Below are 20,962 nucleotides of genomic sequence, written 5' to 3' on the forward strand. Positions count from 1 at the left end.
TTAAGCGTGGGACTGAACGCCCCCATACAAGGTTTGATATAAGCCTTCCTGCTCAACTAACTCACCATGAGTTCCGGTTTGTGTGACTTTTCCATCTTCGAGTACGTAGATTAAATCCGCTTGTTTAACCGCAGACAGTCTATGTGCGACGATTAAAGTTGTACGCCCGCGTAAGAATTCTGTTAAGGCCTTATGCAAAGCCGCTTCTGTAGCGGTATCTAACGCTGACGTCGCTTCATCCAAAATAACAAACTGAGGATTACTCAATACCATCCTCGCAATTGCGAGGCGTTGGCGTTGGCCGCCAGACAATCGGATACCATTGCGGCCAATCTGTGTTTCTAACCCGTGGTTAAGCTGAGAGATAACATCTTGTAGCTGAGCGATTTCAAGCGCTCGCCATAAAGAAATCTCATCAAAATCGCCGCCGAGAGTCAGATTATGCCTTAAGGTATCGTTGAATAGTATAGGCTGTTGTAAAACAACGGCAATTTTATCTCGGATTACATCGAAGCTGATATCTTCCGTTAACTCATCATTGAAACGTATGCTACCTGAGTTTTGACGGTAAACACCTATCAAGAGTTGAATCAACGTAGATTTACCACCGCCACTGGCACCGACCAGAGCGACTTTTTTACCCGCTGGAATATGCAATGAGAGGTTATCCAGAACCTTATTTTCATTGTTGTAAGAGAAATTAACGTTTTCTATTTTAACGTCCACCTCTCTGTCATCAGTAAAAGGATTCACTTTCGATGGTGGCCTGTGTTCTTCTTCTACCTGTAGGAGATCATTAATTCGTTTTAAGGCTGCTTTTGCACTGTACCAAGAGAACTGGATACCAAGTAATTCCTGAACAGGAGACAACATAAACCAAAGGTAGCCGAATACGGCAAAGATCTGTCCAATAGTCAGGTCACTGAATAGCACCATCAGCATTGCGACGGCACGGAAAAGTTCAAAGCCAGTCAAAAAGAGTAAGAAGGAAATACGTCCCACCGCTTCAGATTGCCAAGCGTATTTGTCGGCATCGATACGAACCTGATTCGCGCTGCTTTTCAGCTGGCTTAAGAACTCGCGCTCTTTATTTGCAGCACGTAGCTGATAGATACCGTCCAGCGTCTCAACCAACCGGTTTTGAAAAACCTCAAAAGAGTGGTTCTCTCTACGTTTAAGGTTTTTGACTTTGCTGCCAAGTTTACGTGAAAAATAGAGGACGATAGGATTTACCAGCAAAATAAACAGACCCAAACGCCAGTCAAGCCAAAGTAGAACAATTGCAGTTCCTATCACAGTCAGTAAACTAATGACAAATTTAGCAAGTGTTGAGCCGATAAATTGGTCAATGGTTTCGATGTCAGTAATAAGGTGTGCGTTGATCCCACCACTACCTTTAGTTTCGTATTGACGGATGCTGATTCGACCCAACTTATCGATCATTCTACTACGCATATCGAAGGTAATCGTCTTCGATACCAGAGTGAATTGTCGGCTCTGAACAATGTTAAGTGCTTGGCTGACTGCTCGCATGAGTACAACCAAGAAAAGTGTGAAGAAAATATAGCCGATCGGAGTCTGCCATGTCTCTGGAAGCACGGCATTCATTGCGGCTAGGCCTGAGGCCGGTTGATCCAATAAGACTTCATCCACCATTAATGGCATAAGAAGAGGAATTGGAACACTAATCAAGGTTGCTAAAACAGCTATCAAGTTGGCTAAAATCAGCTTGGACTTGTGCTTTTTTACTTGTTTTATCAACCAAGAACGGCTAATAGTGTCATCTTTCTGAATCATTGTTATTGAGAATAAGTCCTATTATAAAGTAGGTCAGCATTTTAGCGCTATCCCATAAGAATGGAAGTGTTATTAATAATTAGGAAGTTAATATGAACATAGAACAATATCAAAGACTAACCAAACAAGCCGCTGCACTTATTGAATCAGAACCAGACTTTATTGCTAACTTGGCAAACCTGAGCTCGCTACTGTTTATGGAGCTAGAAGATCTTAACTGGGCTGGTTTTTACCTAACTAAAGGTGACGAACTGGTTCTTGGTCCATTCCAAGGGAAGCCTGCTTGTGTACGTATCCCAATGGGACGTGGTGTTTGTGGTACCGCAGCAAAAACTAATACCACACTAAGAGTATATGACGTTCATGAGTTTGAAGGTCATATTGCTTGTGATGCAGCAAGTAATTCAGAGATTGTGATTCCATTTTCAATTAATGGTGAAGTAGCAGGTGTACTCGATATTGATAGCCCAAGTATTGGCCGATTTAATGAAATAGATGAAGAAGGGCTGACTCATTTTATGTCTGAAGTAGAAAAGCTGCTTAATTCACACGCGAACAACGCATAAATTCATCCATGAGTGTGGTTTTTCCTTAGCATGTCACTATAATACGAGAATATTTTTTCTTAATGCTCTGCGGAAAACCGCTCAAACCAGGACACCTCATGACTGAAAAGTTAAAAAACAGCAAAGAAGTTATTGCATATATTGCTGAATGTTTCCCTAAGTGCTTTACTTTAGAAGGTGAAGCAAAACCTCTGAAAATTGGTATTTTTCAAGATCTTGCGGAACGTCTAAATGAAGACGAAAAAGTAAGCAAAACTCAGCTTCGTGCAGCGTTAAGACAGTACACTTCATCATGGCGTTACCTACACGGTGTAAAACCAGGTGCGGTACGTGTTGATCTCGATGGCAACCCATGTGGTGAGCTGGAAGAAGAACACGTAGAACACGCTAAAGCGACGCTAGCAGAAAGCAAAGCGAAAGTTCAGGCTCGTCGTAAAGAACAAGCTCACAAAGCTCGAGAAGAGGGCAAGGCAAAAGCAAAACCTGCGGCTAAGAAGCCTCAACAGCCTCGTCGTACTAATAAACCAAAAGCACAAAAACAAGCTCAGCCTGTAGAAACACGCGCGTTAAATGCTGATGAAATTACAGTAGGTAACGCAGTTAACGTGAACATGGGCAAAGGAAACATGGCAGCGACCATTGTTGAAATCAATAAGGATGATGTACGTGTTCAACTTGCTAACGGCCTACAAATGGTTGTAAAAGCGGAGCACTTGCGCGCATAAGGGAGATACTCCTACGCATGAATTGCCGTTCAAAAGTGACCCTGATTGCTGCTAGCTTATGGCTAGCAGCATCAGCTCAGGCTCTTGAAGCCAAACTACATAAAGATGACTTGCCGGTGCTTACTCCTGAAGTTCAGCACGAAACGGCCAGCAAACGAGTTACCTCCCGATTTACTCGCTCTCATTATAAGCACTTCAGTCTGGATGATAATTTCTCCAAAGCGATCTTTGAGCGCTATGTAGAAATGCTTGATTACAATCGAAATATTTTCACTCAAGCGGATATCGACTCCTTCAAATCATGGTCAGTCGAACTTGATGATCAGCTTAAAGCTGGTAACAACCAGATTGCTTTTGATGTTTATAACCTATCTATGCAAAAACGTTTTGCACGTTTTTCTTACGCCTTAACCCTGCTCGATAAAGAAATCACGTTTGATAATGACGATGAGATTGAACTTGATCGTTCAGAGGAGGCATGGCCGAAAAATGAGGCTGAGCTTAATGAGTTATGGCGTAAACGTGTTAAATATGACGCGTTAAACTTAAAACTGACTGGCAAAGAGTGGCCAGAAATAAAAGAAGTTTTAGAGAAGCGTTATAACAATGCAATGAAGCGGATCACTCAAACCAATAACGAAGACGCATTCCAGCTTTATATGAATGCCTTCGCCAGAGAAGTTGATCCTCATACCAGTTATCTTTCTCCTCGTAACGCAGAACAGTTCCAGTCAGAAATGAATCTTTCATTGGAAGGTATCGGCGCCGTACTGCAGTTAACCGATGATTACACGGTGATTCGCTCATTAGTTGCTGGTGGCCCAGCATCTAAGAGTAAGCAGCTTGGTGAAGGTGATCGCATTGTTGGTGTTGGCCAAGATGGAGAAGAAATTGTCGACATCATTGGCTGGCGTCTCGACGATGTTGTGCAGCTAATCAAAGGTCCGAAAGGGACTAAGGTTAACCTGCAAATATTGCCAGAGGGTGCTGGAGCTAAGAGTTACATTGTCACAATTGTCCGAGACAAGGTTCGTTTAGAAGACCGAGCTGTAAAATCGGAAGTGATTGAAAAAGACGGCAAGAAAATTGGTGTATTGGAAGTGCCGAGTTTCTATGTTGGTCTGTCGAAAGATACCGATAAATTACTCGCTGAGTTTAAAACGAAGAAAGTCGATGGTGTCATCGTAGACTTACGTAATAACGGTGGTGGTGCATTAACAGAAGCCACTGCACTTACTGGTCTTTTCATTACTGAAGGACCAGTAGTTCAGGTCCGCGATAGTTATGGACGCATCAAAGTCAATGCCGATACCGATGGAAAGAGCAGTTATGAAGGCCCATTAACGGTGTTGATTAACCGCTATAGTGCATCGGCATCGGAAATCTTCGCTGCCGCAATGCAGGACTACAACCGCGCGATTATTCTTGGTGAGAACTCCTTTGGTAAAGGCACCGTTCAGCAGCATCGATCACTGAACCATATCTACGATCTTTTTGATAACGAGCTTGGCTATGTTCAATATACGATTCAGAAGTTTTACCGTATTGATGGTGGAAGTACGCAGAATCGTGGGGTAGCGCCTGATATCGCTTATCCAACGCCAATTGAAGCTTCGGAAACTGGTGAAAGTGTCGAGGATAACGCGCTGCCTTGGGATAGTATCGATAAAGCGAATTATGAGCTATACCCGAGTAACGACTCGTTAGTTAAGACCCTTACTGATCTTCATAACAAGCGTATCGCAGGTGAAATGGAGTTCCGATTCATCAACGAAGATATTGAGAAATATCGTAAAGAGAAAGATAACAACTTATTGTCTCTTAACGAAAAAGTACGTAAAGATGAACAAAATTCTGAAGATGTACTTCGTCTCAAGCGCATTAATGAGCGTCAGGTTGCTCTGGGCAAAAAGTCATTTAAGACATTAGATGATGTGCCTAAAGACTACGAAGCTCCAGATGTATATCTTGATGAATCTGTCTCAATTATGATTGATATGCTCAAAGCAACGAATCAGTCGTAACGACTAGAAACTTAATACGAGAAGAGCGAGTCCTGAAGACTCGCTCTTTTTTTATGTCTTTTTTGCCTCTGTTTTAACTAAATTTCGAGATAAATGTGTGCTTTTTTTGCTCAACAATTTACGTGATTCAAGTCAAATATTTCGCGTAAACGGTGACTAAAGCCTAAGCTAAAAGAAAACGATAAGGATGCTGGTATGAAATGGTTCTTTATTTTGCTTAGTTTTTTTTGCTTTAGTGCGTTTAGCGCAGACAACAACAGAGAAGAAGAGTTAAGTCACTTTGACACCCCGTTCCTCATCGGGGATTGGTACCTGTTGAATCCAAACCCGGGAGAGTCCACGGAAAATTTCCGCGCCATTAAACTCTCACTAGGATCTGACTATACGTTTTCCATTGATATTCAAAAGAAAGACTACTCGGTTGATCACTGGGAAGGGTTGTATAACGTCAATGAAGATACCATCGTTCTCGGCCTTAATAGTGACGAGCCACAAATCTATGCGTATCAGAACAACCACAACACACTCGATCTCAATGGTGTAACTTTTACGAAAGGTTTGTCTAATTCGTTGGCAGGCATTTGGTCAAGCTCTTACGTTTCAGGAGATGGATTAGAAGCAAGTAAAGTCAATCATATGGACTTGATCCTTCAGCCTGACTTTGTGTTTATGTTCAGAGTGTCCAATGACTCCGGACAAGAATCGATTAAACAAGGTGTTTTCTACACAGAGGATGAGTACCTCGTACTTCTGTATGAAAATGGTGAACACGGTACTACCTATAAACTCAATAAAAACGAGTTGACGATAGAAGACTCAAATGGTGATATGTATGCGGTTTTAAATCGAGTCACACAACAATGATGTTCATCAGTACTTAACTATGACGTAACGCCCGCTAGAGGCATAATGTTGTGCAATTGTTAATAATAAAGTAGAGCTGGTGCACTATTAGCTCTATTTTTTGTTGGAAAGACTTGTATTCTGATACCATAGCCCCTACTAATAGCTTATATATTGATACCACTTCGGCGTGTTAGTCCTTAGAGAAGTGGTTTTTTGTTCTTCTACATACAAGGATTTATGGACATGTCCCAAGCTCCCCAAGCTAAATATCGTAAAGATTATAAAGCGCCATCCCATACTATTACCGAAATCGATCTTACTTTTGATCTATTTGACAACGATACAATCGTCACTGCAGTATCAAAAGTAGTTCAAAAAGATGAACTCACTACATTAGAGTTAGATGGTGAAGGGTTGGAGCTTCGTTCTGTCAAAGTGAACGGCGAAAACTGGGCACACCATGAAGTTAAAGATGCGTCTTTAGTGCTTTCTGATTTACCTACAGAATTTGAACTTGAGATTGTTACTAAAATTGATCCTGAAGCGAACACAGCTCTTGAAGGTCTGTACAAATCGGGTGGTGCATTCTGTACTCAGTGTGAAGCGGAAGGCTTCCGCCGCATTACTTACTACCTGGATCGCCCGGATGTATTAGCAAAATACACAACAAAAGTAATCGCTGATAAAGCAACTTACCCGTACTTGCTTAGCAATGGTAACCGTATTGCAGAAGGTGAAGCAGAAAATGGCCGTCACTGGGTACAATGGCAAGACCCACATCCAAAACCAGCTTATTTGTTTGCGTTAGTTGCTGGTGATTTTGACGTACAGCGTGACAAATTCACTACGATGTCAGGTCGTAATGTCGATCTAGAGATCTTTGTTGATAAAGGCAATCTGGATCGTGCACCGCATGCAATGACGTCACTGATCAACTCAATGAAGTGGGATGAAGAGCGCTTTGGTCTGGAATACGATCTAGATATTTACATGATCGTTGCTGTTGATTTCTTCAACATGGGAGCGATGGAAAACAAAGGCCTGAACATCTTTAACTCTAAGTTTGTTCTAGCGAATGACCAAACTGCAACGGACCGTGATTACCTTGGTATTGAAGCGGTAATTGGCCACGAATATTTCCATAACTGGACCGGTAACCGCGTAACTTGTCGTGATTGGTTCCAACTGAGCCTGAAAGAAGGTTTAACCGTATTCCGTGATCAGGAGTTTTCTTCTGATTTAGGTTCGCGTGCAGTTAACCGTATAGATAATGTTCGTATTATCCGTGGTCCTCAGTTCGCTGAAGATTCAAGTCCAATGTCGCACCCGATTCGTCCAGATAAAGTTATCGAGATGAATAACTTCTACACGCTGACTGTTTATGAAAAAGGTAGTGAAGTTATCCGCATGTACCATACCTTACTAGGTGAGGAAGGTTTCCAAAAAGGCATGAAGCTTTACTTCGAACGCCATGATGGAACAGCGGCAACATGTGAAGACTTTGTCTCTGCTATGGAAGATGCGACAGGCGTCGATCTGAAACAATTCCGCCTGTGGTACAGCCAGTCCGGTACGCCAACACTTCGAGTGAACAGTGAGTACAACGCAGAAGCGAAAACTTACGCGCTAACAGTAGAGCAGCTTACTGAAGCGACACATGATCAATCCGATAAACAAGCACTGCACATTCCGTTTGATATCGAGCTTTACGATGATCAAGGTCAGGTGATTCCATTGATTATTAATGGTGAATCTGTACACAACGTGTTGGATATTAAACAAGACAAACAAACATACGTGTTTGAGAATGTAGAAGTTAAACCGGTTCCATCATTACTACGTGAGTTCTCTGCTCCGGTGAAACTGGAATACGATTACAGTGACGAAGAGCTTGTCTTCCTGATGAAACACGCGACTAACGATTTTGCTCGTTGGGATGCCAGCCAAATGCTGTTGGCGAAATATATCCGTCAAAATGTTACCAACGTGCAAGCGGGTAAGGAAGTGACACTTTCAGAAGAACTGATTGATGCATTCCGTGGTGTATTATTGGATGAGAGCCTAGAGCCTGCGTTTATCGCACAAGTGCTAACATTACCTTCGATGAATGAAATCACAGGTTGGTACCAGCAGATTGACGTTGATGCGGTCGATACAGTACTAAATGAAATTACACTGTCACTTTCCAAAGAGCTCGAAGATGAGTTGAGTGCGACTTACCACACGTTAAAACAAACAGAGTACTCGGTAGATCACGACTCGATTGGCAAGCGTGCATTACGTAATCAATGCCTTCAATTCCTGGCGCACACCGAAAAGGGTAATGATTTAGTTAAAGCGCAATACGCATCTGCAAATAATATGACAGATACGATTGCGGCAATGAGCGCGGCAAACAGTGCACAACTTGAATGTCGTGAATCACTAATGGCTGATTACAGTGACAAGTGGAAACACGACGGCTTGGTAATGGACAAGTGGTTTACATTACAAGGTAGCAACCCTTCAGCAGATGCACTTGAAAAAGTGAAAGCAACCATGTCTCACGAAGCGTTCAGTATTAAGAACCCGAACCGTACACGTAGCTTGATTGGTTCGTTCTTAGCGGCAAACCCAGTTCGTTTCCACGATAAATCTGGTTCTGGTTATCAGTTTGCAGGCGAAATTCTTCGCCAACTGAATGATTCAAACCCCCAAGTGGCATCACGTCTGATCGATCCGTTACTTAAGTTCCGTAAGTACGATGAAGATCGTCAAACTCTAATTCGTGCAGAACTTGAAAAACTTAAAGCGATGGATAACTTGGCTAAAGACTTGTTTGAAAAAGTGACCAAGGCACTAGACGAATAATCTGTAAAACAATAGGGTGGCGATAAAGGCCACCCTTTATTTTTAACGTTGTTTATCTCATGAAACATTACTATTTTAGCCTCAATATCTCATATCAAACATTTTTGTCACATTACTCTGGTGTTTCAAACGCCGTTCAAGTCGTTACTCATAACGGGTTGAGGTTACAGTTACCTGCAGCTAAATTCAGACCATTCCTTAGCCAATTGGGGCTGAGAGGGCAGTTTCGGCTAACAACTGACCAAAATAATAAGTTTATCAAGTTGGAAACTCTGTGAGCTAAGGTATTTCTAGATGTTTAAATAGGAATCTTAGTCACAGAATCGGACATTTCACCTAAAACCACCACCATTAGTTGTTAAACATTTGTAATTATCCTTTTACAATAGGCGGTATGCATTACCTATGCTTAGTTTTCAGGATATCCACCTGTTACTGAGCCCCCTACAAAACAACAATTATCCTGTGGAGTGTGAATATGACCGCGCGTGAAAATGTAGTGCCGGTTCTGCTTGAAAAAGTGTACCAACTGATTCAAGACAAACTCGAGCTTTCTCACCAGACGCTTGTAACCAAACTTGCTCAGCACTTATTTAGTAATATTTCTAATGACGACCTTATTCAGAGAAACGAATCTGATCTCTACGGTGCTGTTATCAGTTTATGGCATCATATTAACGAAAAGAAACCAGAAGAAGTTTCAGTTCAAGTCTTCAACCCGACTGTTAGCCGTCAAGGCTGGCAATCAACTCACACAATCGTAGAAATTGTTGTTCCAGATAGCCCATTCCTAGTTGATTCAATCAAGATGGCGTTAGCGCGCTTAGACTTGGTGTCTCACTTAATGCTGAATAATCCAACTCAGCTACAAAGAGATGAAAAAGGCCATGTTATCGATGTAAACGGTGAAGGTGGTGTCCTTCAGTCTCTGTTTCATATCGAAGTTGATCGCCTGACGAGTAAAGAAGAGATGCATGCGCTTAAAGCGGAATTATTAGACATCTTATCTGATACTCGTTTGGTTGTCGGCGATTGGAAACAAATGGTCGATAAGCTAAAAGTCGTGACTGACGAGCTTGAGCAAAATAAAGATCGAGTATCGATCCAAAAAGATCGTATGGATGAAACGATCGCGTTCCTTCGCTGGTTAGGTGAGCACAACTTTACCTTTATGGGTTACAAAGAGTATGACCTATACGAAGATAATGGTGATACAGAGCTAAGACCTGTTGAAGAGAAAGGGTTGGGCTTATTTGCTGATGATAAACGTGTCCGTAGCGTTAAATTGGCGGAACTGTCAGATTCAGCAAGACTAGAAGCGAAAAAACCATACGCTTTGATCATGACAAAAGGTAATCGACCATGTCGTATTCACCGTCCGGCTTATACTGACTATATTGGTATCAAGAAATTTGATGAAAACGGTAAAGTGATTGGCGAACACCGTTTCACTGGTCTTTACACATCGGCAGTATACAACCAGGCAGTACAGAGCATTCCTCTGATCCGTGAAAAAGTAGATCGTATTCTTGTAGCTAGTGGTTACCGTCACGGTTCTTACTCATACAAAGCACTGCACAATATTCTAGAGAACTACCCACGTGATGAACTGCTGCAAGCAAATGAAGAAGAGTTGCTTGAAGTAGGTATGGGTGTAGTTCAAATGCAGGATCGTGACTTGATTCGTCTTTTCGTGCGCAAAGACCCATTCGGCCGTTTCTTTAGCTGTATGGTCTACGTGACTAAAGAGCGCTACAACACTGAGTTGCGTCGTCACACTCAACGTATTTTGAAGCAGTACTTTGGATGCGAGCAAGAAGTTGAATTTACTACTTACTTCTCAGAAAGTCCTTTGGCTAGAACTCACTACATTGTACGTGTAGACAACAACAATATTGACGTAGACGTGAAAAAGATCGAGCAGAATTTAATGGAAGTTTCCACCTCTTGGGACGACAGACTTAAAGAGTCTATCATTGCTAACTTCGGCGAAAGCAAGGGTCTTCCACTTTCAAAAGAGTACATGAGAGCATTCCCGCGTTCATACAAAGAAGACATGATGCCAGCTTCTGCCGTTGCAGATATCGAGCGTTTAGAAGCGCTGAGTGATGACAACAAACTGGGTATGTTGTTCTACCGTCCTCAAGAAGAGGCAGCGGATTCAAAAGCGGTTCGTCTAAAGCTGTACCACCGCGATGAGCCGATCCACCTTTCTGACGTAATGCCAATGCTAGAAAACCTTGGCTTGCGAGTGATCGGTGAATCACCATATGAGATCGAGAAGACAAATGGCCAGACATTCTGGATCCTAGATTTCTCGATGCTTCATAAGAGCGAAAAGACGGTTGATCTTCGTGAAGCACGTGATCGATTCCAACAAGCATTTGCGGCTATCTGGGCTGGTGATCTAGAGAGCGATGGTTTTAACCGACTTGTTCTTGGTGCATCTCTAACAGGCCGTGAAATTTCAGTTCTTCGTGCTTACGCACGTTACATGCGTCAAGTTGGTTTCCCATTCAGTCAACAGTACATCGAAGATACGCTAAGCCATTACCCAGATTTGGCTACTGGCCTGGTAACTCTGTTTACTAAACGATTCGATCCTAAACACAAGGGCAGTGAGAAAGGTCAAAACGATCTTATTAAGAAACTGACAGAGCAGTTGGATCATGTAGAAAGTCTAGATGATGATCGTATTATTCGTCGTTACATGGAAATGATCATGGCGACGCTACGTACCAACTACTACCAAACAGGCGAAAATAAACAGCCGAAGCCTTGGTTGTCGTTGAAAATGAAGCCTAGCGAAATCCCTGAGATTCCACAACCTGTTCCAGCATTTGAAATATTTGTTTACGCACCGGATATTGAAGGTGTTCACCTTCGCGGTGGTAAAGTTGCTCGTGGTGGTCTGCGTTGGTCTGACCGTCAAGAAGACTTCCGTACTGAAATTCTTGGCCTGGTTAAAGCACAGCAAGTTAAGAACACCGTTATTGTTCCTGTAGGTGCAAAAGGTGGTTTTGTTTGTAAACGTCAACCATCACTAACCAACCGTGATGAAATCTTTGCTGAAGGTCAACGTTGTTACAAACGCTTCATTCGAGCATTGCTTGATGTATCAGACAATATCATTGAAGGCGAAGTTGTTCCTCCACAAAGTGTCGTGCGCCACGATGAAGATGATCCATACTTGGTTGTTGCAGCAGATAAAGGTACCGCAACATTCTCAGATTTGGCTAACTCAGTCTCTGACGAATACAACTTCTGGCTAGGTGACGCATTTGCTTCGGGTGGTTCTAATGGTTATGACCACAAAGCGATGGGTATCACTGCGAAAGGTGGCTGGGAGTCAGTAAAACGTCACTTCCGTGAAATGGGAGTTGATTGTCAAACTACCGACTTTACGGCTATCGGTGTTGGCGACATGGCAGGGGATGTATTTGGTAACGGCATGCTGCTTTCTAAGCATATTCGTCTGCAGGCAGCGTTTAACCACATGCACATCTTCATTGATCCAAATCCGGATTCAGCTTCTAGCTGGGAAGAGCGTAACCGCTTATTTAATCTACCAAGATCAAGCTGGGAAGATTACAACAAAGACTTGATCTCTGAGGGTGGTGGTATTTTCTCTCGTCGCGCGAAATCGATCCAGCTAACACCAGAAATTCAGAAAATGTTAGGTACTAAGAAGGCATCTTTAGCACCAAACGATCTGATTAAAATGATCCTAAAAATGAAAGTGGATCTTCTGTGGAATGGTGGTATCGGTACTTACGTTAAAGCTTCTCATGAGACCCATACTGAGGTTGGTGACCGCGCGAACGATGTTTTGCGTATCGATGGTCGTGATCTAAGAGCGAAGGTCGTTGGTGAAGGCGGTAACTTGGGTATGACTCAACAAGGTCGAATCGAATACGCACTAACTGGCGGTCGCGTAAATACAGACTTCGTTGATAACGTAGGCGGTGTTGACTGTTCGGATAACGAAGTAAACATTAAGATCTTCCTGAACGGATTAGTATCTAATGGTGATCTCACTGTTAAGCAACGTAACCAGATTCTAGAGTCTATGGAAGACGAAGTTGGCGAAATCGTACTGGATGATGCGTACTGCCAATCAGAGTCTATCTCGGTAACTGAACAGCAAGGTGTTGGCGTAGTTAAAGAGCAGATTCGCTTTATCCATACTATGGAAAAAGCAGGTTACTTGGATCGTGCGTTGGAATACATTCCAGATGATGAAACGCTTCTTGAACGTGAGAAGCAGGGTTTAGGCCTTACGCGCCCAGAGATTTCAGTACTTGTTGCTTACGGTAAAATGGTGCTGAAGCAGTTGCTGGCTAATGACGAAATTGCGAATGATGAGTTCCACGCTAAACAGCTTGTTGCTTACTTCCCAAGCGAGTTACGCCGTAACTACAAAGATCAAATGGTGAATCACCCGCTGCGTGCTGAAATTATCGCAACAGGTTTGGCAAACCAGATGGTTAACGAAATGGGCTGTAACTTTGTTACTCGTCTGCAAGAAGAGACTGGAGCAAGTGTTGTTGATATCGCGAATGCGTACAGTGCTGCTCGTGAAATCTTTGAGCTGGAATCAGTTCTGAAGCAGACTCGTGAATTAGACAACGTTGCGACAGCAGAAGCTCAGTACGAGATCATGTTCTACGTTCGTCGCGCTCTTCGCCGCATTGCGCGCTGGCTACTACGTAATCGTAGTGGTAAGTACACAGTGGGTGAACTGATCGAACTTTACAAACAAGATGTGAATGTTGTAAGCGAAACATTGGATGAAATGCTTGTTGAGTCAGAAGTAGAAGAGCACAACGAAGTCGCGCTGGCTTGGATTGAGAAGGGCGTAGAAGAGACACTTGCTCATAAAGTTGCACGTCTATCTAGCCTTCAGTCTGCACTGGATATCTCTGCGGTGGCGAGCGAAACCGGTAAAACTGTTGAGCAAGCATCTAAGTTGTACTTTAACCTTGGTGACCGTTTATCACTGCATTGGTTCTTGAAGCAAATCAACAACCAAGCAGCAGATAACAACTGGCAAGCTTTGGCTCGTGCAGCATTCCGTGAAGACTTAGACTGGCAGCAACGTCAGCTAACGGCTCAGGTTCTAGGTTGTGCGTGCGCTGCTGAAGAGTTCGATGTCATGGAAGCACTCGATAAATGGATCGAAACTAATGAGCCTTCATTACAACGTTGGGAAAGTATCCTGAACGAATTTAAAGTTGGTTCTGTCCATGAGTTCGCTAAGTTCTCAGTAGCACTTCGTGAACTGGTTCTTCTCAGCTTGAACTGCGCTCCAAGCGAGTAGGAGAGTTAGTCTTTTAAGCAAAGCCCCGTAGAAATACGGGGCTTTTTTGTAACTGACAGCTGTATTTTTAGAAGTTTGACGTTACACTGTAATTATTCTAAAAATTTTAAATGCGCTGAAATCGATTGCTATATTGATATTTGTTATGATTTTTGAGTTTGATATTTTTGATTAACTTATTGATATGATGTGATTTTTATTTTCGAGAAATATGTTTTTACTTAATTCATGCATTTTGATTGAATTACGACTGAAAAAAGTAAATAATACTGACCCGTTTACACGGGGCTTTTTTCTTTCGGAGGCACAATGCTTTACCGTCTAGCCAGAACTGGCTTTTTCCAACTTGATGCCGAAAAGGCACATGATCTTGCAATTAAGAACTTCCAACGCTTTAACGGCACTCCTCTTGATCTTTTCTATCGTCAACAACTACCAAATCGCGCAGTAGAGTGCATGGGAATAACATTCCGTAACCCTGTAGGTCTGGCGGCTGGTTTGGACAAAAATGGTGAATGTATCGAAGCGTTTGATGCTATGGGTTTTGGCTTCGTTGAAGTCGGTACTGTAACTCCGCGTCCTCAACCGGGAAATGATAAACCACGTTTGTTCCGTCTGGTAGAAGCTGAAGGTATCATCAATCGTATGGGTTTTAACAACCTTGGTGTTGATAACTTGGTTGAAAACGTTAAGAAAGCAAAGTTCGACTGTGTGCTAGGTATCAATATCGGTAAAAACAAAGACACGCCGATTGAGAAAGGGGCAGAAGACTACCTGATTTGTATGGAAAAAGTGTATGAATACGCAGGTTATATCGCGGTGAATATCTCTTCTCCAAATACACCGGGATTACGCTCTCTCCAGTATGGCGAAGCATTAGATGAACTGCTTTCCGAGTTAAAAGCGAAACAGGCAGAGCTTGCTGAGAAACACGGTAAGTATGTACCTTTAGCTCTTAAGATTGCACCAGACCTGAGTGATGATGAGATCGTCCAGATTTGTGATTCTTTGGTTAAGAACAACATTGATGGTGTAATTGCAACTAATACGACTTTGGATCGTACGGTTGTTGAAGGAATGAAACACGCGAATGAAGCGGGTGGGTTAAGTGGCCGTCCTGTTCAGTCCCGTTCGACAGAAGTTGTACGTAAGCTGCACAATGAGCTTGGAGATAAAATTCCTGTTATCGGCGTTGGTGGCATCGACTCTTACGTAGCTGCGAAAGAGAAAATGATGGCCGGTGCACAATTAGTTCAAGTCTACACCGGCTTTATTTATCACGGCCCAGGTTTAGTACGTGATATTGTTAAAAATCTATAAGCCGTCTTAACAAATCGCTGAGTTTTCAGTAGTTATTACAAAAAAAGAGGATATTGTTTCCTCTTTTTTTTTGTCTGTTGATTTGTAGAATTGGGGGAATTATGAGTAGGTAATTAAGCGTCTTACCTCTTTACCACGGATTTAACTAGTCAAGAGAGAACGGAATAATGCTTAAACCCAGCGACAAATGGAATTGGTATTATGATGAGCAGAAGGCTTGTTTAATGCTGGACTTGGGGGAGGATATGATTTTCCAAACCAATCTGTCCCGAAAGCTGTTAGTTAACTGTGCCTTCTCAAATAATGAATTCACTGTAGATGATGCCAGTGCGTTCCAGACTTTCAATGAACGTATTCGCTGTCTCGACATCAATCAATACCGCCAGGCAGAATTGACACTGTACTGTGTAGCGGCAAAACGCTTCCATAAACCAGTACAACCAAAGAGCTGGTTTTTCGACGCTCAATCTACTGGGTATGAGCCAGAAGAAGGGGACATGGTGTTCCTGACTAATCAACATTCTGAAGGCGTATTCATCGTCCTGGAGCTAGGAGAAACGTCCAGTCTGTGCCTTTATGTTGGGCAGGATGAGTTCATTCTCGATGGAAATAAATCCCTACCGTTCGGACAACCAATTAAAGTTATGCATGACCGTATGGCCTGCGCTAGTCATTTGTTTGTTATGGCACCTATGGCTATGGTTGGTTAAATATAGCTGGCTAAACATGATCAGCTAATTCAATTTAATTTCTTTATTTCGTTCCTTTGTTTGCCTTAATCGACCTTTTCAGGTCGATTTTTTTTTTGCCCCTAATATCGTTATCTTCTGTCATCCCACTTCTGCAAGTGTACATTTATCGCGCATGGAACCATGAAGCGGGTCACTTTTATCTCACTTTTTTTATCTTAGCTTTCTCTAAAGTTAAGCAACCGAACACTTAACAATTACCTATTTATTCCTCTTTAAGCGTTAAATGTAATTAAATAACAACATCAAATTACAACTGGTATACACCAAAATAATGGTAAATAAGTATTCACTATCGCTTTGATTACGTGGTTTGCGTTTACTGTTTAGATAGAGGAATTTCTTGGCGGATTTAAAATGTAGGAAGTTTCAGATCACTTAACTGGTGAGTCTTTGTTCTAATAGATAGGGAAATGCCTTTAAAAACGAGGCATTGATCGTAAAGTCAGGTATAATTGAAACCATTTTTTATCAGCGAAAGAACACTATGAATCAATATCTCGCGGTAACTTCAAATGGCATGGAAAATTTGCTTGTTGAAGAACTGACTAAACTAGGCATCGAAAATGCGAAACCAGTACAGGCAGGCGTAAAATTTAAAGCGACAAACGAACAAGTTTATCGCTGTTGTTTGTGGAGCCGCTTGGCGTCTCGATTTGTACGTGTTTTATCCGAGTTCACCTGTAATGATGATATGGACTTGTACCTATCAACATCTGCGATTAACTGGGTGAACCAATTCCACAGCTCAAAGCGTTTCGTTGTCGACTTTAACGGTACAAACCGCGAAATCCGTAATAGTCAATACGGCGCGATGAAAGTAAAAGATGGCATCGTGGACTGCTTTGAAAAGAAAGGCTTACCACGTCCTAACATCAGCAAAGAGCGCCCGGATATTCGCGTTCATGTTCGTTTGCACAAAGATAAAGCTCTGCTTGGTGTTGATATGGTCGGTAGTGGACTCCATCAACGTGGTTACCGTCCAGAGTCGGGTCGTGCACCTCTGCGCGAAACACTAGCAGCGGCTATCATCATGCGTTGTGGTTGGGATGGCCACCAGCCACTGCTCGACCCAATGTGTGGTTCAGGTACATTGCTTATCGAAGCCGCTATGATGGCGGCAAATATGGCACCAGGCGTTAAGCGAAAACAATGGGGTTTTGAGTCACTAGAAGATTTTGAAGCAGATACATGGGCAGAGATAAAATCTGAAGCAAATGTACAGGCTCGCCGTGGCGTCAAAAAAGTTGACGCTAAGTTTTTCGGCTTCGATAACGACCCTAAAGTATTGAAAGTGGCGCAAGACAACGCACGTAGAGCAGGTGTTGAAGAGCTGATTGAATTTGCTCAAGGTGATGCAGCGACGATTACCCGTCCGACTGGCTTTGAAAATGGCGTAATTGTTTCAAACCCGCCATACGGTGAACGTTTAGGTACTGAGCCAGGCTTGATTGCGCTATACACAGCATTCGGTGGGCAGCTGAAGTCTGAGTTTGGTGGTTGCAAAGCCTCTATTTTCTCCAGTTCTGATGAGTTGCTTAGTTGTCTGCGCATGCGTGCGGACAAACAGTTCAAGCTGAATAACGGTGCGTTACCGTGTCACCAGAAAAACTACAGCATTTCAGAGCGTAGTGCTGAAGAAGTGAAAGGCGCGGATACTAACGTACAAATCGCACCGGACTTTTCAAACCGTCTTAAAAAGAACATTGGCAAAATCGGTAAGTGGGCTCGTAAAGAAGAGCTAGATTGCTACCGTATCTACGATGCAGATCTTCCAGAATATAACGTTGCTATCGATATGTATGGAGACCAAATCGTTATTCAAGAATATGCTGCGCCGAAGAATATCCCTGAAGAAAAAGCCAAACGTCGTTTGACTGACATCATCCGCGCTACGATTCAAGTGACTGGCGTTGAAGCAAATAAAGTCGTACTTAAAGTTCGTGAGAAACAGAAAGGCCGCAGCCAGTATCAAAAACTGGGTCAGGTTTCAGAAACGCTTGAGGTAAATGAGTACGGTGTGAAGTTGATCGTAAACCTTCACGACTACCTTGATACAGGTCTTTTCCTTGATCATAAAATCACGCGTCGTCGTCTTGGTGAAATGGCAAAAGGGAAAGATTTCCTTAACCTGTTTGCATACACAGGTAGTGCGACGGTTCACGCTGCTGTAGGTGGTGCTCGCTCTACAACGACAGTCGATATGTCTAATACTTATCTGAACTGGGCAAAAGACAACATGCAGCTTAACGGCTGTGTAGGGCGTCAACATCGCTACGAGCAGGCGGATTGCCTGCAATGGTTAGAGAATGCAAAAGGTGAATACGATCTTATATTTATCGACCCACCAACATTCTCGAACTCAAAGCGTATGGATACTTCATTCGATGTTCAACGCGATCACATTAAATTGATGAAGAATTTGAAGCGTCTGTTAAGAAGTGAAGGGACGATTGTGTTCTCAAACAATAAGCGTCACTTTAAGATGGATGAAGAGGCGCTGGCTGAACTGGGTTTGAAGGCTCAAAATATTTCGTCTCAGACACTGCCATTGGATTTTTCGCGTAACAAACAGATTCATAACTGTTGGCTGGTAACGCACGCAGAGTAAAAGGATTTAATACGTGCTGACATTGTATAGCACAGAGGGGTGCCATCTATGTGAGATGGCATTTGCTCTGGTAGGTCAGGTGGGCCTGGCCGAACAGACCGATATTGTCGACATTGCATTCGATGATGAACTATTTTCTCGTTACGGCGTCACAATACCCGTACTCAAATATCAAGAATCTGAGTTGAACTGGCCGTTCGACATAGAGCAACTTACAAAATGGTTGGAAAAAAATGGCATTACTTACCATTCATAATGCACAGCTGGCATTCGGAGATCATCCGCTACTCGACCACGCAGAATTTGCCTTGCAAGAAAACGAACGTGTTTGTTTAGTTGGGCGAAATGGTGCCGGTAAGTCAACGTTGATGAAAGTGCTTGCTGGTGACATCCTGCTGGATGACGGCAAAATTCAGGTGACACAAGATGTTGTTGTTTCACGTCTAGAGCAGGATCCACCTCGAAATCAGGAAGGCACTGTATACGAATACGTATCTGGCGGTTTAGCGGAAGTCGGTGAGCAATTAAAGATCTACCACGATCTTCTCGATCTTGTGGCGCAAGACCCAAGCGAAAAGAACATTAATCGTTTGTCTAAGATCCAAGAGCAACTAGACCATTCCAATGCCTGGCGTTTTGATGACAGGGTTAAAAACGTTCTTACTGCATTGAAGCTAAGCGCTGAAACTAAACTCAGCGACCTGTCCGGTGGTTGGCAGCGTAAAGCCGCGTTGGCTCGTGCGCTTGTATGTGACCCAGATGTATTGCTTCTTGATGAGCCTACTAACCACCTAGATGTAACCACAATTGAGTGGCTTGAGAACTTCCTTAAAGATTTCAAAGGCTCGATCATCTTTATTTCACACGATCGCGCGTTCATTAAGTCGATGGCGACTCGTATTGTGGATCTGGATCGTGGCCAACTTTCTTCTTTCCCTGGTGATTACGACAATTATTTAACAGAAAAAGAAGAGATGCTTCGTGTCGAAGAAATGCAAAATGCAGAATTCGATAAGAAACTTGCACAAGAGGAAGTGTGGATCCGTCAGGGGATTAAAGCCCGTCGTACCCGTAACGAAGGCCGTGTGCGTGCTCTGAAGAAGCTACGTGAAGAGCGTCGAAGCCGTGTAGAAGTACAAGGTAAAGTAAACCTGAACATTGATGATGCATCTCGCTCAGGCAAAATCGTATTTGAAGCCGAAAACGTCGCCTTTGCTTATGAAGGCAAGAAGATCGTCGATAACTTCAGTTTCAATATTATGCGTGGTGACCGAATCGCTCTGATCGGTCCGAACGGCTGTGGTAAGAGTACAGTACTTAAGTTATTGCTTGGTCAGCTAGAAGCACAATCTGGTCGCTTGCACTGCGGTACTAAGCTAGAAGTTGCGTATTTCGATCAGTACCGTGAAATTTTAGACCCGGAAAAGACGGTTATTGATAACTTAGCTGATGGTAAGCAGGAAGTAATGGTCGGAGGCCGTCAGCGCCATGCTCTTAGTTATCTACAGGATTTTTTATTTGCACCAAAACGTGCAAGAACGCCTGTAAAAGCGCTTTCCGGTGGTGAAAAAAACCGACTATTATTAGCTCGTATCTTGCTGAAACCAAACAACTTACTTATTCTTGACGAACCAACGAACGATTTAGATATCGAAACGTTGGAACTTTTAGAAGAAATGCTTGCCAATTATCAGGGTACGCTACTATTAGTAAGTCACGATCGTGAGTTCGTTGATAATACAGTTACAACAAGTTGGATCTTCGAAGGTAATGGAATCATTGAAGAATTTGTTGGTGGTTATCATGATGCAAGACAGCAACGTGAGCAGGTACTTGTAGCGCGCCAGTCGGCTGAAAAAGCAGCGAATAAAGAGAAAGTGGTTGAGGAGACTCCCAAAACACCTCAGCCTAAGAACAACTCGAAGAAATTATCATATAAGCTGCAGAGAGAATTAGAAGCTCTTCCGGCTAAACTAGAGCAATTAGAATCGGATATTGAGACTTTGCAAGAACAAGTGAACGATCCAGAGTTCTTCACTAAGTCTGTAGAGCAAACTCAACCGGTATTGGAACAGCTTGCTGCTGTTGAGCAGGAGTTGGAAATCGCATTCGAGAGATGGGAAGAACTCGAAGCAATGCAACAGGATAGTTAAG

At 42.9% G+C, this 20,962-nt stretch carries 13 protein-coding genes; 12 read left to right on the forward strand and 1 reads right to left on the reverse strand.

Features of this window, described 5'->3' with window-relative positions; all coding sequences use genetic code 11:
* Complete coding sequence (locus KHN79_RS06935; RefSeq protein WP_182007844.1) at positions 1–1,797, reverse strand: ABC transporter ATP-binding protein; 1,797 nt, start codon at positions 1,795–1,797, stop codon at positions 1–3.
* A 92-nt stretch (positions 1,798–1,889) separates the two neighbouring features.
* On the opposite strand from KHN79_RS06935, the gene KHN79_RS06940 reads away from it, so the two are divergent.
* From KHN79_RS06940 to KHN79_RS06995, 12 genes are all read left to right on the forward strand, one after another.
* Positions 1,890–2,363, forward strand: coding sequence for a GAF domain-containing protein (locus tag KHN79_RS06940; RefSeq protein WP_182007843.1), 474 nt, complete (start codon positions 1,890–1,892; stop codon positions 2,361–2,363).
* 98 nt (positions 2,364–2,461) lie between these two features.
* Entirely contained in the window at positions 2,462–3,088 is a 627-nt protein-coding gene (proQ, locus tag KHN79_RS06945; protein WP_182007842.1) for an RNA chaperone ProQ, read from the forward strand.
* A gap of 17 nt (positions 3,089–3,105) precedes the next feature.
* Positions 3,106–5,112: a carboxy terminal-processing peptidase gene (prc, locus tag KHN79_RS06950; protein WP_182007841.1), complete on the forward strand. Its 2,007-nt coding sequence runs from the start codon at positions 3,106–3,108 to the stop codon at positions 5,110–5,112.
* A gap of 195 nt (positions 5,113–5,307) precedes the next feature.
* A complete protein-coding gene (locus tag KHN79_RS06955; protein ID WP_182007840.1) occupies positions 5,308–5,976 on the forward strand; it encodes a hypothetical protein in 669 nt (222 codons plus the stop codon).
* A 225-nt stretch (positions 5,977–6,201) separates the two neighbouring features.
* On the forward strand, positions 6,202–8,808 hold the full coding sequence (gene pepN, locus KHN79_RS06960; protein WP_182007839.1) for an aminopeptidase N: 2,607 nt from the start codon (positions 6,202–6,204) through the stop codon (positions 8,806–8,808).
* A 59-nt stretch (positions 8,809–8,867) separates the two neighbouring features.
* Positions 8,868–9,086: a DUF2835 domain-containing protein gene (locus KHN79_RS06965; RefSeq protein ID WP_182007838.1), complete on the forward strand. Its 219-nt coding sequence runs from the start codon at positions 8,868–8,870 to the stop codon at positions 9,084–9,086.
* 200 nt (positions 9,087–9,286) lie between these two features.
* On the forward strand, positions 9,287–14,128 hold the full coding sequence (locus KHN79_RS06970; protein ID WP_182007837.1) for an NAD-glutamate dehydrogenase: 4,842 nt from the start codon (positions 9,287–9,289) through the stop codon (positions 14,126–14,128).
* A 309-nt stretch (positions 14,129–14,437) separates the two neighbouring features.
* Positions 14,438–15,448 carry a quinone-dependent dihydroorotate dehydrogenase gene (gene pyrD, locus KHN79_RS06975; protein ID WP_182007836.1) on the forward strand — a complete coding sequence of 337 codons (1,011 nt, stop codon included), beginning with the start codon at positions 14,438–14,440 and terminating at the stop codon, positions 15,446–15,448.
* 167 nt (positions 15,449–15,615) lie between these two features.
* Positions 15,616–16,158, forward strand: coding sequence for a cell division protein ZapC (locus KHN79_RS06980; RefSeq protein WP_182007835.1), 543 nt, complete (start codon positions 15,616–15,618; stop codon positions 16,156–16,158).
* A 526-nt stretch (positions 16,159–16,684) separates the two neighbouring features.
* Positions 16,685–18,808, forward strand: a complete 2,124-nt coding sequence (rlmKL, locus tag KHN79_RS06985; RefSeq protein WP_182007834.1) for a bifunctional 23S rRNA (guanine(2069)-N(7))-methyltransferase RlmK/23S rRNA (guanine(2445)-N(2))-methyltransferase RlmL — start codon at positions 16,685–16,687, stop codon at positions 18,806–18,808.
* 13 nt (positions 18,809–18,821) lie between these two features.
* Positions 18,822–19,064, forward strand: coding sequence for a glutaredoxin family protein (locus KHN79_RS06990; RefSeq protein WP_182007833.1), 243 nt, complete (start codon positions 18,822–18,824; stop codon positions 19,062–19,064).
* A complete protein-coding gene (locus KHN79_RS06995) occupies positions 19,042–20,961 on the forward strand; it encodes an ABC transporter ATP-binding protein (protein ID WP_182007832.1) in 1,920 nt (639 codons plus the stop codon). The genes KHN79_RS06990 and KHN79_RS06995 overlap by 23 nt, the downstream gene beginning before the upstream one ends.
* The last annotated feature ends 1 nt before the right edge of the window (position 20,962 follow it).

Source organism: Vibrio sp. B1FLJ16 (assembly GCF_905175385.1).
Taxonomy (GTDB): Bacteria; Pseudomonadota; Gammaproteobacteria; order Enterobacterales; family Vibrionaceae; genus Vibrio.

Excerpts from the sequence above, each read along its gene's own strand:
- KHN79_RS06970 (WP_182007837.1), top strand. The coding sequence starts at position 9,287 with ATGACCGCGCGTGAAAATGTAGTGCCGGTTCTGCTTGAAAAAGTGTAC.
- KHN79_RS06955 (WP_182007840.1), top strand. The coding sequence starts at position 5,308 with ATGAAATGGTTCTTTATTTTGCTTAGTTTTTTTTGCTTTAGTGCGTTT.
- rlmKL (WP_182007834.1), top strand. The coding sequence starts at position 16,685 with ATGAATCAATATCTCGCGGTAACTTCAAATGGCATGGAAAATTTGCTT.
- prc (WP_182007841.1), top strand. The coding sequence starts at position 3,106 with ATGAATTGCCGTTCAAAAGTGACCCTGATTGCTGCTAGCTTATGGCTA.
- KHN79_RS06935 (WP_182007844.1), bottom strand. The coding sequence starts at position 1,797 with ATGATTCAGAAAGATGACACTATTAGCCGTTCTTGGTTGATAAAACAA.
- pyrD (WP_182007836.1), top strand. The coding sequence starts at position 14,438 with ATGCTTTACCGTCTAGCCAGAACTGGCTTTTTCCAACTTGATGCCGAA.
- proQ (WP_182007842.1), top strand. The coding sequence starts at position 2,462 with ATGACTGAAAAGTTAAAAAACAGCAAAGAAGTTATTGCATATATTGCT.
- KHN79_RS06965 (WP_182007838.1), top strand. The coding sequence starts at position 8,868 with ATGAAACATTACTATTTTAGCCTCAATATCTCATATCAAACATTTTTG.
- KHN79_RS06995 (WP_182007832.1), top strand. The coding sequence starts at position 19,042 with ATGGCATTACTTACCATTCATAATGCACAGCTGGCATTCGGAGATCAT.
- KHN79_RS06980 (WP_182007835.1), top strand. The coding sequence starts at position 15,616 with ATGCTTAAACCCAGCGACAAATGGAATTGGTATTATGATGAGCAGAAG.
- pepN (WP_182007839.1), top strand. The coding sequence starts at position 6,202 with ATGTCCCAAGCTCCCCAAGCTAAATATCGTAAAGATTATAAAGCGCCA.
- KHN79_RS06940 (WP_182007843.1), top strand. The coding sequence starts at position 1,890 with ATGAACATAGAACAATATCAAAGACTAACCAAACAAGCCGCTGCACTT.